Consider the following 14,990-nt stretch of genomic DNA (forward strand, 5'->3'; position numbering starts at 1 on the left):
GAAGAACTGCTAGATTATTTGAGTTGAAATTCGTTCACAGTGAGTCGCATCTTCGCAATCATTTTCGGCAGCGTCTCGATGAAGAGCAAGCGCTGGAGGAATTGTCTGCGGAAACAGGCATCGAAGATGTAGCACTGTTGCGACGCTTACGGCAGTTTGGCCTGAATGGTGATACAGTCGCCGTTTTGCGGTTCTTCCCCATTGCGATGGTGGCTTGGGCTAGTGGTTCAGTCACCGCCGCGGAATTGCATCACGCTGAGCAGGCTGCTCTGTTTTCCGAGTTGACTGGCAAAGGGAAAGCCATCGAGCAATTTCATCGCTGGTTGGTGGAGAAGCCGAGCGAGCAATGGTGGTCGCTGTGGGAAGATTATGTCGGTGCCGCATCTGGGACCGTCGCGGACGCAAGATCGCCGGAGGTAGGTTCGTTGGAATCTGAAGGGCACGCTATTTTCGAGCTAGCCCAGCGCATCGCGCTCGCTTCGGGAGGTATCTTTGGCTACGGGACGATTTGCGCTGCAGAACAGCAGGTGCTTGATCGCATTGAGCAAGCTTACGCGACGGTCTGAAGCTTACGCGACAGTCCGATCGGCTGGCGATGTTCACTTGGTTTGTTCGATCATTGCAATCACGGCGGGATGTTTCAGTTTTCTGTCAACCGATACGGCGTAGAACTGTTCCTGAATGCCGGCGGCCGGGCCAACTTCGCACAGCCCGTAAATGGTCGTGACATCCTCAAGGATGCTGCTGGGAATGGCAAATACCCCAAGGCCTTGGCGGCCCGCGATTTTCAGCATGGCGCTGTCAGCAAACTCCCCAACAACTCGGGGGCTGATCCGCAGATCGCTGAACCATTGATCCATCGCGCGTCGCAAAATGCTGTTATCCATCGGTAACAGGAAGGGCGCATTTTCGAGCGACTGGGGGAATCCCTGACGGTATTTTTTTGCCAGCTCTTTGGTGCTGACGATGACTACGTCGGATCGCCCCAGTCGATGCGAGTATGCTTGGACCTTGTAGAGCGGGTCGAGCGCGGTGTCAGACAAGATGACATCCAGCTTGTGAATGGCTAAATCGGCCACCAGCTTGGACATCTCCCCTTCGTGACAGACTAAGCGGATTGGTTGCTCCAAACGAAGTGCTGGTTGCAGCAGTTGAAATGCGACCAGCTTGGGCATCACATCGCGAATACCAACTCGCAACTCGAGCGGTTTACCGACGGGTCTTCCTTTGATCATTTCCATCAGTTCGCGACCGGTGGAAAAAATCTCGGTGGCGTAAGCTGCAACCTGCTCGCCCATCTCGGTCAGCGCCAGCCCGCGTCCCTCTTTTCTCAATAGTTTGACATTCAGCGAGCGTTCTAAATGTTTGACTTGCACGCTCACGCTGGCTGGCGTAACGTGCAGCAGTTCGCTCGCTTTTTGCACGCTCCCTTCGCGGGCAACCAGCCAAAAATTTAACAGATGGTGGTAGTTGAGCCAGTCCACGCAAACCTCCAATGCTTTAGCAAAGGTAAATCGTCATCAAACGCGGGCCAATTATGTTTAATGAATTGTATCGCAGTCGATGGTCGGTTTGGTAGCAATTTCTCGCGCTACAAAACCGATTGATTTACTTTTTTTAAGCTTTGTCGTGACGACCGCTCGAGACTAGACGGTGACGCGCAGATCGGCGAAGGCAGCTTCCAGCAATTCGGCTTGCTCCAGCTTGTGCGCGTTCAAGCTGCCAGTGCTGGGGCTGGCTGATTCCGCACGGCTGATGCAGCGGAATTGAAATCGTTCCCGCAGTTCGTCACCGAAGTGATGTTTCATATAGGTCCAGCCACCCATGTTCGATGGCTCTTCCTGAATCCAAATCAAATCGGTGCCGGTGGCAAAGCCTTCGAGCGACTTGAGCAATTGATTGCTGGATAGCGGATACAATTGTTCGAGACGCATGATGGCGACATCGTCGATTTCACGTTGCGCGCGGGCTTCGACCAAGTCGTAATAGATTTTGCCCGTGCAAAGTAAAACCCGGCGAGCGTCGTCGGCGAGGACTTTGGGATCGGGCAAAATTTTCTGGAAGCCACCGCTGGTCAGTTCTTCCAAGGGTGAGACGCAGTGCGGGTGCCGCAGCAGACTTTTGGGAGTCAGCACGATCAGCGGTTTTCGCCAGCGTTGGTGGACTTGTCGACGCAGTAAGTGAAAATACTGGGCGGGGGTCGTTGGTTGGCAGACTTGGATGTTGTGTTCTGCAGACATCGCCAAAAATCTTTCCAGGCGAGCGCTGCAGTGCTCGGGGCCTTGGCCTTCAAAGCCGTGGGGCAGCAGCATTACCAGTCCACTGAGCCGTTTCCACTTGTCTTCGCCACTGGCGATGAACTGGTCCACGATGACTTGGGCCACATTCCAGAAATCACCAAATTGAGCTTCCCAGGCTACGAGCCCTTCGGGGCAATCGAGCGAGTAGCCGTACTCAAAACCCAGCACGCCGACTTCGCTGAGCGGGCTGTTGACGATTTCAATCGGTGCTTGCGATTCCGTAAGGTTTGCCAGGGGCATATAGGTCGCCCCGTTCTTGGTGTCGTGCCAAACAGCATGGCGTTGGCTGAACGTGCCACGCTCGCAATCTTGGCCCGTCATGCGGATTCGCCGCCCCTCGGTGGTCAACGTGGCAAAGGCGGCCGCCTCGGCCGCAGCCCAGTCGAGCGGGCGTTTGCCGGCAGACATTTCCAGCCGTTGCTGCATCGGCCGTTTGAGTTTTTTGTGCAGCCGGAAACCTTCCGGAACTTCGGTCAAGCGAGCGATGAGGGTGGACAGTGTTTCTGCCGGCACCGTTGTGTCGGTGGACTCGTCTTGGGGTTCGGGACCGCCGAAGTATTCTTGCCAGCAACCACCGAGTGTTTGCAGGTCGGGAACGAAATCCTCCGTGTGGCTGGCCTCGAATTCGCGTTCCAGTTTTTGCTGACGTTTCTGATGGATCTCGTCAGCTTCCTGCTGGGTCATTTCGCCCAGTTCAAGCAGACGCTGGAGATAGCTTTCGCGGACGCTGTCACGACTGTCGACCGCTTGGTAGATCAGTGGTTGGGTAAAGCGTGGTTCGTCCCCTTCGTTGTGACCCCAGCGACGATAGGCGTACAAATCGATGACCACGTCGCGACGAAATTCCTTGCGGAAGTCCATCGCCAAGGAAACGACTTGCGCGACCGCTTCGGGGTCTTCGCCGTTAACGTGAAAAATTGGTATTTGCAGCATCCGTGCGATGTCAGTCGCATAAGTGGTGCTGCGTCCTTGAGACGGTTCGGTCGTGAAACCAACTTGATTGTTGATCACGATATGCAGGGTGCCGCCGGTTTCGTAGCCGGCCAGCTGACTGAGATTCAACGTCTCTTGAGCGACTCCTTCACCGGCAAAGGCAGCATCACCGTGGATCAGAATCGTCAGCCCTTCGGTGCGGCTGGAGTCTTCCCGGCGGTCTTGCTTGCTGCGGCAACGTCCCAGCGCCACTGGATTGACAAACTCCAGGTGGCTGGGATTGAAGCAGAGTGAAATATGGAGTTTTTCCCCGGCCGCGGTGGTCCAGTCACTGCTGTAACCGAGGTGGTAGCGGACGTCGCCACCGCCGCGGCTGAGTTCGGGGCGCGGATCTTCGAACGACCAGAAAATGTTCATGGCCCGCTTTTTGAAGATATTCGCCAGCACGTTCAGACGCCCGCGGTGGGCCATCGCCATCACGACTTCGCGAACCTTATGCTGGCCAGCTTTTTCCAGGGCCAGGTCGAGCATCGGGATGAGGCTCTCGGAGCCTTCCAGCGAAAAAGTCTTGGCGCCGACGAATTTGCGGCGAACGAATTCTTCGAAGATCGAGGCATCGGCTAGCCGCGTGTAAATTCGGCGTTGCACTTGGTGGGCGAGCGGAAGTCGATTTTCGGTGGTCTCCATGCGGCGTTGCAGCCAGTCGCGGATATTCCGGTTGTCGATGTGCATGAACTGCGCACCGATGCTGCGGCAGTAGGTGTTCCGCAGCTTTTCCAGAATGTCGGCCAGCGTTCGCCCGGTGACGTTTTCCAGAGAACTGGAATCGAACGGACGACTGAGATCGGCATCGCTCAGCCCGTAGGAGCTGGGATTCAGTTCAGGGCAGGCCGGGCGGGCCAAGCCGAGCGGGTCGAGGGAAGCGATCAGGTGTCCGCGGACACGATATTCGCGTACCAGTTGATCGATCCGATCTTGGACCCGTGCCAGCCAGAGTGCTTGGCTGGTTACTCCGTCGGACTGGTGAGCGGGCGTCAGGCCGTGAGCTTGCCCGTGAGTTTGGGTGTGGGAATGACCAGCGGCCAGCGACCCGGCATCTCCCAGGGGGCCGCCTCCCGGCGAACCATTGCCCGTGGGGCCATCTCCCGAGCCCGGACGTCTGGCTGCGGACGCATCTTGAATCGAAGCGGCCCGCATCGCACCGTCGGAGGCGACGAGGAATTGTTCAAAGTAGCGTCGCCAATTATCGGAGACGCTGTTGGGATCATTGACGTACTTGACGTATAAATCGTCAATGTAGTCCAGGCTGTAGCTATTCATCCCAGACAGTCCGCAGTCAAGGCGGACGCAGTTTGAGTAGAGCCCAAACAAAACCGAAGGCATCTAACACCCGTGGTCAACGGGCAAAGAAAAGCGCATCGGTGGGGCGGGTAGGGGATCAACCGAAGGTCTCGCATGCAGTCTAATACGCGTGGCGGGTGGGCAGGTTCACTCCGTCCCTTAATATCTTACCGAAAACACGTTTTCTGCCTACGTCATTTCCAGTTACTTTTTCCGGTCATCCCATAAAATTGCGACTCAATGGCTATTAAATTAATTCACCACGGGGCCCATAATGGGGTGACCGGCTCGTGTCATCAGCTCTGGACCGACGAATTGCACAGTTTATTGGTCGATTGTGGCATTTTCCAAGGGGACGACGCGCGGCGATGTCCCAACCCAGAAATTCGTTTTTCGCTCCGCGGCCTCGAAGCACTTTTGCTGACCCATGTGCATATGGATCACGTCGGACGCATTCCCTATTTGCTGGCGGCTGGTTGGGAGGGGCCCGTGTTTTGCAGCCAACCGACTGCCAAACTGCTGCCGTTGGTGATGGAGGATGCGTTGCGGATCGGTTTTACTCGCAATCGCCGCATGATCGAAAGTTTTCTCAAGAAAATCGGCAAACAGCTGCGGCCCGTGCATTACCACCGCTGGGTCGATCTGCCCGCGGGGGGGCGTTGTCGATTTCGACCCGCCGGTCACGTGCTAGGCTCGGCGATCATCGAAGTGGAAACCAAGCAGGGAGACATGGTGGTCTTTTCAGGCGATTTGGGAGCGGGTGGAGAACCCCTGCTGAATGATTTCACCAGCCCGCCGAGGGCCGACCTGCTGGTTCTGGAAAGCACTTACGGCGACAAACTGCATGACAGCCGCGAACATCGACTGGACCAACTCGAAGGGGTGCTACGACATACGTTGGCCGATCGGGGAGTGACCATCATTCCCGCCTTCAGCTTGGGGCGCACCCAATCGCTGTTGTTCGAACTCAACCAGATTTTTGAGCACATCCAGCAGACCGAACACCGCACCTTAATGAAGCAAGTCGACGTGATTGTCGACTCACCGCTGGCAACTCGATTTACCGACATCTACGAGTCACTGCAGGAGTTTTGGGGCGAAGAGGCCCAGCAAGCTCTTAGCATCGATGAGCAACCATTGGTCTTTGAAAATTTGACCACCGTGCGAAACCACGCTGAACATATCGATCTGCTCGGCTACCTGGATAAACATGAATTGCCAGCCATCGTGATCGCCGGCAGCGGGATGTGCACCGGAGGCCGAGTCGTCAATTATTTAAAACGATTTGTCGGCCAGCCAGAAACCGATCTGGTGTTTGTCGGTTACCAAGCTTCAGGAACTCCCGGTAGCTATCTCCAGCGGGGTAGCGATTGGGTGTCGCTCGATGGACGGCGGTTTGACGTGCAAGCCAAGTCACACACCCTATCCGGCTATTCAGCCCACGCGGATCAGGCAGGTCTAATCCGCTTTGTTGAGGGATTCGAGCAACGCCCCCAGCAAATTCGCTTGGTTCACGGTGAATACCAACCGAAAAATACCCTCGCCGCAGAGTTAACGAAGCGGGGCTACGATGTCGATGCAGGTTGAGTGGATGCAGGTTGAGTTGGGGCGCCCCGCGGGTTTATTGAGCAGGTGATCTATGTTGAAGACCGATGTGGTAATTGTCGGTGCCGGCCTTGCCGGACTCGCCTGCGCGCGGCGTTTGACGGAAGGGGGTATCGACTGCCAGTTGCTGGAGGCTAGCGATCGCGTGGGGGGGCGATTGCGAACCGATGTGGTTGATGGCTTTCAATTGGATCACGGTTTTCAAGTGTTGTTGACCGCCTATCCGGCTTGCCAAATGCTGCTCGATTACGACCAGCTGCGGTTGCGAGAGTTCCCCACCGGGGCGCAGGTTCGCGTGGCCGAGGCGTTTCATCTGTTGGCCGATCCGTGGCGGGCTCCGACCAAGTTATTGCAGACCGCTCTGAGTCCCGTGGGTGGGCTTGGTGACAAATGGAAAGTGGGGCGTTTGCGGGCGGCGTCAAAACAAGGTTCTCTCAGTGAACTCTACGGGCGGCCCGCTGAGGCTACCGAAAAGCGGCTGGAGTCATGGGGTTTCTCCAGCCAAATGATTGAACAATTCTTCCGGCCTTTTTTGGGGGGAATTTTTCTCGAACGCGACTTGGCGACCAGCAGTCGCATGTTGGAGTTCGTGTTTCGCATGTTTGCGGCCGGCCCGATCGCCGTGCCCGCCGAGGGGATGGCGGCAATTCCCCGTCAAATGGCCGACGCGCTGCCTCGCGGCGTGTTGTCGTTGCGGACGGCGGTTGAATCGCTGACCCCCGCCGCTGCCCGTTTAAGCGACGGGCAAGAGATCGCCGCCAAGCAATGGGTGATCGCCACTGAATGTTCCAGCGCGGCTCGCCTGCTGGCGGACTTCAATCAACCGTTGGCCGGGCGACTCGCACGCCCCTGGAATGGGACGGTTTGCCATTACTTTTCCACCGATCAGCCGCTGGGACTGGGCGGCTACCTCACGCTCTCAGGTGATTCGGCCGGGCCGATCAACCAACTGGTGGTGCTCAGCGAAGTGGCCCCCGAGTACGCACCGGCTGGCAAGTCATTGATTTCCGTAACTCTGAAACCGACGCCACCGGACAAGGATCTCTTGCAGCTCTCCACCGACTCGTTGGCGGATACCCGTCGGCAATTAAGTGGTTGGTTTGGAGCGACAGCCGATGCCTGGCAACACTTGCGTACCTATGCAGTGCCGTACGCGCTGCCGCAGCAAGCGGTCGGTGATCTCCAGCCTGTCGTCCGCTCCGTTGAACCGCTCGGTGCGACCGCGCCGGTGGTCTGCGGAGACCACCGCGAAACATCGTCGATTCAAGGTGCTCTCAATAGCGGGCTCCGCGCCGCTGAGGCGATTTTGAAAAGACTCGATGCGGTTTAATGTAAAACCGCTGTCCCCAGCTGTTTGCATTGTAGAACTGCTGTCCCAGCTGTTTGCATTGTAGAACTGCTGTCCCAGCTGTTCGCACATGCCCGCAAGCGATTGAGGACAATCGCTCTACAATGTGCAGCCCGCAAGCGATTGAGCACAATCGCTCTACGATGACAATGTCTGCACGTGCAGAGACGTCGAGGCGGCTAAGGCGGCTGGATGATATCCACCTTCTAACAAACTAACGACTCGTCCCTCGGCGTGCTGCTGAGCCACTTCCAACACCGCCTTCGTGAGCGTCTGAAAGTCCTCGGTCTCCAAGCCAAGCGAGCCGATCGGATCATGGCGGTGCGCATCAAAACCAGCGCTGATCAAGATCAGCTGCGGCCGCAGCTGATCCGCGCTGCGCTGCAGGGTAGCGGCAAACTGTTGATGGTAGGCGGTGCGCGTGGTGCCGTACGCGACCGGTACGTTCCAAGTGGTGCCGAGGCCGGCTCCCGAGCCTGTTTCGTCCGCGCTACCCGTGCCGGGATAAAACGGCCAGCGGTGAATGGAGAAAAAACCAACGCGAGGGTCTTCCCAAAAAATCGCTTGCGTGCCGTTGCCGTGATGCACATCCCAGTCGACGATCAGCACCCGATCAAGGCCCTCCACCGTTAAAGCGTGATGGGCCGCCACGGCCACGTTGTTGAGCAAACAAAAACCCATTGCCGCGTTGGCCAAGGCATGATGGCCCGGCGGCCGGATCGCGCAAAACGCAGTTTTGTCTTCGCCAGCAAGCACTCGGCTGACCGCGTCGCAAGCCGCGCCGGCAGCCAGACAACTGACTTCGAAGGAGTGCGCGCTCAACACCGTGTCCTGCTCAATTTGCCCACCACCCGCCGCTGCCAATGCTTGCAGCCGGTGCGTATAGTCGGTCGTGTGCGCACGATGCTGCGCCTCCGCAGCAGCCGGTTGCCAAGCGGGACGTTGGCAACGGGTAAATAACTCGGCCTTCTGCAACTGCTCGCCAATCGCCAGGATGCGAGCTGGATTTTCCGGGTGCCGACCTGTCTCATGCTCGGTAAAGCACTCGTCGAAGTACAACAACGTCATCTTGGGGCACTCAGTTTGCGGCTCTGCTGGTTCACATTTTGAACCAATCATAACCGGCTGGCCTCACCAATAAATAGCAGGCACCGCTATAGTTCGAACTTGTCGATCAACCGATAAAGGCTGCGGCGATTGATCCCCAAAGCGCGAGCGGTTTGCGACTTGTTGCCGTTAAACCGCCGCAACGTTTCCTCCACGTGCCGCTTGTTGAGTGATGCGAGATCTTGCGGCGAAATCATTGCCGGGGAGGAGGGGCCAAAGCCAGCCGCATGTTCGGCCGCCGCAGAATCGTTCGGCTGGGTGAAATCGTTCGCCTGGGTTGAGTGATCGGTTTCAAGCAGCCTGTGATTGCTGCTGATCTCGGGAGGCAGGTTGACTAAGCGAATTACGCGGTCAGTGTCAGCCAGTAGTTTCGCTCGCTCCAACGCGTTGGCTAACTGCCGCACGTTGCCAGGCCAATTGTAAACTCGCAGCGTCTCGGCAACGCCAGGTTCCAAGACCCAATCTTCGCCCAACAAGTGGGCGACCAACAAATCAACATCGCCACGTCGCTGCCGCAGCGGCGGCAAGACAATTTTTAACACGTTGATGCGGTAATAGAGGTCTTCGCGAAAACGTCCCGCCTGCACTTCGGTAGCCAAGTCGCGGTTGGTGGCAGCCAAAATTCGCACCTTGGTTCGACGCTCTTTGACACTCCCCACACGACGAATTACTCCGTCTTCGAGGACTCGCAATAATTTAGCTTGCAAGCTGCCAGCGAGTTCTCCTAGTTCATCGATAAACAGCGTGCCACCATCAGCCATTTCAAATAGCCCCGGCTTGCTGGCGACCGCGCCGGTAAAGGCTCCCTTTTCATGCCCAAATAATTCGCTCTCCAGCAAATGCTCCGGCAGTGCCGCGCAATTGATCACCACCAGGGGACGATCCGCCAACGGCCCGGCGGCATGAATCGCCCGCGCGACCAGTTCTTTGCCCGTGCCACTTTCGCCCTCAATCAACACCGGCTTATCGCTGCCGCTGACGCGTTGGATCAAACGCAGGACCTCTTCGATCCCAGCGGAGCGGCCGACGATGTTGGTCCGTGGCCGCTGGCGATGAATCACTTGACGCAATCGCGCGTTCTCGCGTTCCAGTCCCGCAGTCCGCGCCGCTTTGCGAATCAGTGACTCCAGGTCAGCCAAGCGAATTGGCTTGGTCACATAGTCCACCGCGCCCGCCTTCAGCGAGGCGACAGCCGTCGAAACGGTCGCTCCGCCGGTCAACATCAAGACTTGTAGATGGTCCCCTTCGCTGCGAATTTTTTTCAACAGCTCCACGCCATCCATTTCCGGCATGTGAACGTCAACCACGGCTACGTCGTACTGCCGCTTCTTGGTCGCTTCGATCGCCGCGCGGCCCGAAGCAACCGCCGTGACATGATGGCCGCGTCGGCAAAAATATTGAGCCGCTGAATCGCGAAAATCGTCCTCGTCGTCAACCAATAACAACTGAATCTGCTCGTGGTCATCCGACGAATCAGGCTGCGTGTCCCGCTGGCCAGGCTGCACTTCCCGCTGGCCAGGCTGTACTTCCCGCTGGCCAGGCGGTGTATCCCGGTGGCCGGGCTGTAACGGTAGCCCGGCAGCCGCTGGGGAAGTCGGATTATCGACGGAGGCAAGTTCTCGCACGCGACGTTTATCCAATGGGAGCATTGACCTGGGAGCGGTGATCATAAATTTGAGCCATCACGTCGAAAGCAATCGCCGCGCCAACTTTCTATCTGTGACTCGTGCTAATTGTTATAAGCACTTTGCAGATAACACTTTAAGTTAAAAATTAAGTGTTCGCTCAGGGCCATTCGCCGGGTTGCAGTGGGCGGTTGGGCACAGTGAGCGGGCGAACTGGCACAGCTGAGCAGCTGAATTTGAGCAGCCAAGTCTGAGCGGCTAAATAAATTCGAGCAGCGATTCCGTCTCACTCGCTACGCCGGGTATCCTCATTGCTGGGCCCCGGCTCCATTTCCGGGATCGCCACCAAGGGGAGCGTAAGTATCGCAATGGTGCCGGGCTCGGCGGCGTTCAAGTCCAGGCTGCCGCCATGCCCTTCGGCCAGCCGGCGGGCGATCGGCAGTCCGAGTCCAGTCCCGCTGGAACGCGTCGTGAAGAAGGGCTCAAACAGACGATCGCGATACTTTTCTGGGATACCTTTGCCAAAATCTCGGACGACCAACCGGCTGGCAGGTTGGCTACCCAGCCACGCGGGTGCGATGGTGACATGCAGTTCGGCCCCGCTGTGGCTTGCTTCGATCGCGTTTTCCAACAGGTTGCGGAGAATCTGCTCGAGAGCAAACGGGTCGGCCGTGATTGCCGTATCAGTGGGGTCGGCTTGCAACGCCAAGCGGACTTGTTTGTTGCTGACCGCATCTCGCAAATGATCCCAGGTTTGACGCACGAGACTGTCGAGATGCAGTTGTTGGAGTTCCAGTCGCACCGGGCGGGCGAATTGCAGCACTTCTTCGTAAAGATGCAGCAAGTGGTCGTGGGCGCGTTGAATTCGCTCGATCAATTGCACGGCCGCCGGGCGATCTTCCAGTTCCAGCAGCAACGTCTCCAGGGCGGCTTGGCTGCGCTGAAAAGCGTTGCGGCTCTCATGCGCCAAGCCCGTCATCGTCTGACCGATCGCAGCCAAACGGGCGTGGCGCACCAGTTGCCGTTGCGCTTCGGTGAGGTCGGTGATGTCTTGGCCGACACACAGCACTCCCCCGCCCGTTTCCGCTTGGTTGTCGTCCTCGGCAAGCGGGATTGGCAGGAAGGGTCGCGCCATCCACCGCACTCGACGTGGTGCTGAGGTTTGATGTTGCAGCACGGTTTCCAGCGGGGCAGGGTGCTCGCCCGCCGCCGCCAAGCGAATGAATTGCAGAAATGGCTCGCATTCGTCGCTGGCCAACAGCTCACAGACGTTCGCCGGCAGCGTCGCTTCATTGTCAGCGTCAGAGATATTCAGCAAGCGAGCGAGAAAGGCGTTGCCGCGGATCAGCTGACCTGCGGTGTCGACCACCATCACGACCGCCTGCGCGGTCTGAATCACTCCCTCGGCAAAGTCGCGTTCACGATGTAAACGGCGGGAGACTGACTCGTTGTTGTAAGCATCTTGGATGAGCGCCAAATCGACATCCATCATCCGGGAAATGGCCGAATTCGCCCGCTGCAGTCCGGGCTGATCGTGGGGCCATTCCTGGCCAAGCGCCGTCAGCGCTTGGTCTCGTAGGCGTGACATGGCCATGCTGACCCAGATCGAGGGCAAGCCAATTTGCACGTGACGATAACCGACTTGCCAACGCCGGTTGGCGAAATCAGGGTCATCTTGGCCGGCGAATAGATCGGCTAGCCAGGCGTGCAGTGATTGCTTCAGCCGGTTGACTTGCGCCATGTCGCTGAACACGGCTCGTGCCTCGGGGTGCCGCATGATTTCCAAGTAAAAATCTTCAACCAGTTTTCCAGCATGGGGCTGCAGCAGATCCCAGCAGGGTCTGACGTCATGCAGATCAGCGGGAGTCAGAGCTACGTAGTCGCGAAGTTCTTGCAGGCGAGCTTGCAGGGCTGCGGCGGGTGGTGAGGGGGCGCGTTGCATGATGAGGCTTCGCTGAAGGAGCTTGGGAGAAGGAGCTTGCGGGAACGATCTGGGCTGGATTTCCAAGTGTGCGATGTGGCACACTGGTTTGCGCACGAGCTGTGCGGTTCCGGCACGGTGTTATTGAGCTGGGGGTCTGACCGCGGGTCGCCGGGGTTAAGTTCGATGTTTTTTCTCCAGAGTATTTAGCCCGTAAAAAACCTGAATTTAGCTCCGCCGCCGCAGTTCTGGGGTGCGGCGTGCGGTCGCTGCTTCAGCGGCTTGGCACTGTTCGTGATAGAAGGGGCTTTCGAGCTTCATTTGTAACATACTGATTTGCACACCCCAACGCATTCTTCCTGGGAGAATCGCTACGATGGCGAGCGGCACGATTGATAAACAGAGAGACGAAGACCCGCAATCCGCAGGAGTGGGTGGAGGGACGAGTCCGGCAGTGACGATGGACTCGTTCAGTTATGACGATGGCATCACGCGGATGTTCGCCACGGCCACGCTCTTGTGGGCGTTGGTTGCCACGCTGGTGGGCTTGTTGGTGGCCCTGCTGTTGGTCCTGCCCAAGCTATTCTATGAGTTGGGTTGGATTGCCGAGTATTTATCTTTCGGTCGCTTGCGGCCTTTGCATACCAACGCGGCCATTTTCGCGTTCGCCGGGAACGCGATTTTCGCGGCTGTCTATTACAGCACCCAGCGTCTGTGCAAGGCGCGGATGTGGAGCGACACGCTGAGCAAGCTGCATTTCTGGGGTTGGCAAGCGATCATCGTGGCGGCGGCGATTACTTTGCCCTTGGGAATCACACAGAGCAAAGAGTATGCGGAGCTGGAGTGGCCGATCGACTTGGCAATTGCCGTCGTTTGGTTGGGCTTCTTCGGGGTGAATTTTTTCATGACGTTGATCAAGCGTCGTGAGCGACACATGTATGTGGCTCTGTGGTTTTACATCGCCACGCTTGTCACCGTGACGGTGCTGCACGTCTTTAACAACTTGGTGGTGCCGATTGGTTGGGGCAAGAGTTATTCACTCTACGCGGGTGTGCAAGACGCGTTTATGCAGTGGTGGTATGGTCACAACGCGGTGGCGTTTTTCTTGACGACCCCCTTCTTGGGTCTGATGTATTACTTTTTGCCGAAAGCGGCCGACCGGCCAGTTTTCAGTTATAAGCTTTCGATTTTACACTTTTGGTCCTTGGTCTTCATTTATATCTGGGCGGGACCGCACCACTTGCATTACACCGCGCTGCCCGAATGGGCCAGCACCTTGGGGATGCTGTTCAGCGTGATGTTGTGGATGCCATCTTGGGGTGGAATGATCAACGGTTTGCTGACGCTACGAGGTGCTTGGCACAAAGTGGCGACCGACCCGGTGCTGAAGTTTTTCGTGGTCGGGATCACCTTCTATGGGATGAGCACTTTTGAAGGGCCGATGTTGAGCGTCAAGAGTGTTAACGCGCTCAGCCACTATACCGACTGGACGATCGCCCACGTGCACTCCGGGGCGCTAGGGTGGAACGGCATGATGACCTTTGGCATGCTGTATTGGTTGATGCCACGGTTATTCCAGACCAAGTTGTGGAGCGTCAAATTGGCGAGTCTGCACTTCTGGGTCGGCACGATCGGCATTCTGCTGTACATCGTTCCCATTTACGCTGCAGGTTTGACTCAAGGTTTGATGTGGCGTGCTTTGGACGACATGGGCCAATTGCAATACCCAGACTTTTTGCAATCGGTGACCACGGTGATTCCGTTGTGGTGGTTGCGAGTTGCTGGTGGGGCTTTGTTTGTTTTCGGCATCGTGCTAATGGCTATTAATCATGTGATGACCTGGTCGACACGGCCGGCTGTCTATGACGAGCCCGTCTACACGGCTCCCCGCTTGGGGCGGTTCTCCGAACCGACACCATCGGTCGACGAAGATGAATTTGGCGACACGCCGATCTCGCAATTGGGTAAGTCGCTCGGTTGGTGGTCCAAAATGGGTTGGCACCGTCGCTGGGAGCGTTTGCCGGTTCGCTTTACCGTGTTGGTCGTCCTGGCTGTGGTTGTGGCCAGCTTGTTTGAAATCATTCCAACCTTCCTGATTCGCAGCAATGTTCCCACGATTGCGTCGGTGCAACCTTACACGCCGTTGGAGTTGGCTGGTCGTGATATTTATGTCTCGGAAGGATGTTATAACTGCCACAGTCAAATGATCCGTCCGATCGTGGCCGAGACCAAACGATACGGGCAATATAGCAAGGCGGGTGAGTTTGTTTATGACCATCCGTTCCAGTGGGGTAGCCGCCGCATCGGTCCCGATTTGGCTCGTCAGGGTGGCAAGAACAGCAGTCTCTGGCACTGGCGGCACTTCCAAGATCCGGAGTCGGTGCAGACCGGCTCGGTGATGCCCTCTTTTGAGCATCTGCTAACAACGACGCTCGATTTTAAAAAGATCACCGATCGCGTGTGGGCCGCACACTGGCTTGGTGCTGAGTATGACTTTGAGCTGAGCGAGTCTCCCGAGATTGCCAGGCAACAAGCCGACGTGTTGGCGGCTGAAATTATCAATCAAGGCGGACCCGTTCGCCAAGAGTTGCCCGACGGTACCTTTGTTATGACCAAGGATACCCAAGCGGTTGCTCTAATTGCCTATTTGCAACGCATGGGGGTCGATCTTACGCGTCCCGCACCGGCGCCGGAAACTGAAGGGGCATTACCCCCGGCGGTGGCTGACGAAGAGGCGGAAACGGAGCCCGTTGCCCAGCAACCTGAATCTACGGAGGGCGTGGCTCTGGCGACTCCCTAATCGCTCCCTG

Annotated in this window: 9 protein-coding genes; 4 read left to right on the forward strand and 5 right to left on the reverse strand. The window is 57.3% G+C overall.

Annotated elements, in window-relative coordinates; translation table 11 throughout:
* Window positions 1-23: 23 nt before the first annotated feature.
* Complete coding sequence (locus tag SH139x_RS01435) at window positions 24-566, forward strand: hypothetical protein (RefSeq protein ID WP_488353511.1); 543 nt, start codon at window positions 24-26, stop codon at window positions 564-566.
* A 33-nt stretch (window positions 567-599) separates the two neighbouring features.
* Here SH139x_RS01435 and SH139x_RS01440 read toward each other — a convergent pair whose 3' ends face one another.
* On the reverse strand, window positions 600-1,484 hold the full coding sequence (locus SH139x_RS01440) for a LysR family transcriptional regulator (protein WP_488353512.1): 885 nt from the start codon (window positions 1,482-1,484) through the stop codon (window positions 600-602).
* 162 nt (window positions 1,485-1,646) lie between these two features.
* Window positions 1,647-4,553 (reverse strand): 2-oxoglutarate dehydrogenase E1 component, encoded by a 2,907-nt coding sequence (locus tag SH139x_RS01445; RefSeq protein WP_488353513.1) that lies wholly within the window; start codon window positions 4,551-4,553, stop codon window positions 1,647-1,649.
* A 261-nt stretch (window positions 4,554-4,814) separates the two neighbouring features.
* Here SH139x_RS01445 and SH139x_RS01450 point away from each other — a divergent pair, with 261 nt between their 5' ends.
* Together SH139x_RS01450 and SH139x_RS01455 are read left to right on the forward strand one after the other, a co-directional pair.
* A complete protein-coding gene (locus SH139x_RS01450) occupies window positions 4,815-6,161 on the forward strand; it encodes an MBL fold metallo-hydrolase RNA specificity domain-containing protein (RefSeq protein WP_488353514.1) in 1,347 nt (448 codons plus the stop codon).
* A 52-nt stretch (window positions 6,162-6,213) separates the two neighbouring features.
* Window positions 6,214-7,509 carry an NAD(P)/FAD-dependent oxidoreductase gene (locus SH139x_RS01455; RefSeq protein WP_488353515.1) on the forward strand — a complete coding sequence of 432 codons (1,296 nt, stop codon included), beginning with the start codon at window positions 6,214-6,216 and terminating at the stop codon, window positions 7,507-7,509.
* Window positions 7,510-7,665: 156 nt separating this feature from the next.
* On the opposite strand, the gene SH139x_RS01460 is transcribed toward SH139x_RS01455, so the two are convergent.
* From SH139x_RS01460 to SH139x_RS01470, 3 genes are all read right to left on the reverse strand, one after another.
* The gene (locus tag SH139x_RS01460) at window positions 7,666-8,595 is read right to left on the reverse strand and encodes a histone deacetylase family protein (protein WP_488353516.1); all 930 of its coding nucleotides are present in this window, start codon (window positions 8,593-8,595) and stop codon (window positions 7,666-7,668) included.
* An 86-nt stretch (window positions 8,596-8,681) separates the two neighbouring features.
* Window positions 8,682-10,274, reverse strand: a complete 1,593-nt coding sequence (locus SH139x_RS01465; protein WP_488353517.1) for a sigma-54-dependent transcriptional regulator — start codon at window positions 10,272-10,274, stop codon at window positions 8,682-8,684.
* 271 nt (window positions 10,275-10,545) lie between these two features.
* Window positions 10,546-12,201: a protoglobin domain-containing protein gene (locus SH139x_RS01470; RefSeq protein WP_488353518.1), complete on the reverse strand. Its 1,656-nt coding sequence runs from the start codon at window positions 12,199-12,201 to the stop codon at window positions 10,546-10,548.
* Window positions 12,202-12,556: 355 nt separating this feature from the next.
* On the opposite strand from SH139x_RS01470, the gene ccoN reads away from it, so the two are divergent.
* Window positions 12,557-14,980 carry a cytochrome-c oxidase, cbb3-type subunit I gene (ccoN, locus tag SH139x_RS01475; protein ID WP_488353519.1) on the forward strand — a complete coding sequence of 808 codons (2,424 nt, stop codon included), beginning with the start codon at window positions 12,557-12,559 and terminating at the stop codon, window positions 14,978-14,980.
* The last annotated feature ends 10 nt before the right edge of the window (window positions 14,981-14,990 follow it).

The sequence above is a fragment of the Kothea flammea genome, from assembly GCF_052161645.1.
Lineage (GTDB): Bacteria > Planctomycetota > Planctomycetia > Pirellulales > Pirellulaceae > Laterigemmans.

Bases quoted from the DNA above. Each gene is read 5' to 3' on its own strand.
- SH139x_RS01445 (WP_488353513.1), bottom strand. From the start codon at position 4,553: ATGAATAGCTACAGCCTGGACTACATTGACGATTTATACGTCAAGTAC.
- SH139x_RS01450 (WP_488353514.1), top strand. From the start codon at position 4,815: ATGGCTATTAAATTAATTCACCACGGGGCCCATAATGGGGTGACCGGC.
- SH139x_RS01455 (WP_488353515.1), top strand. From the start codon at position 6,214: ATGTTGAAGACCGATGTGGTAATTGTCGGTGCCGGCCTTGCCGGACTC.
- SH139x_RS01460 (WP_488353516.1), bottom strand. From the start codon at position 8,595: ATGACGTTGTTGTACTTCGACGAGTGCTTTACCGAGCATGAGACAGGT.
- SH139x_RS01470 (WP_488353518.1), bottom strand. From the start codon at position 12,201: ATGCAACGCGCCCCCTCACCACCCGCCGCAGCCCTGCAAGCTCGCCTG.
- ccoN (WP_488353519.1), top strand. From the start codon at position 12,557: ATGGCGAGCGGCACGATTGATAAACAGAGAGACGAAGACCCGCAATCC.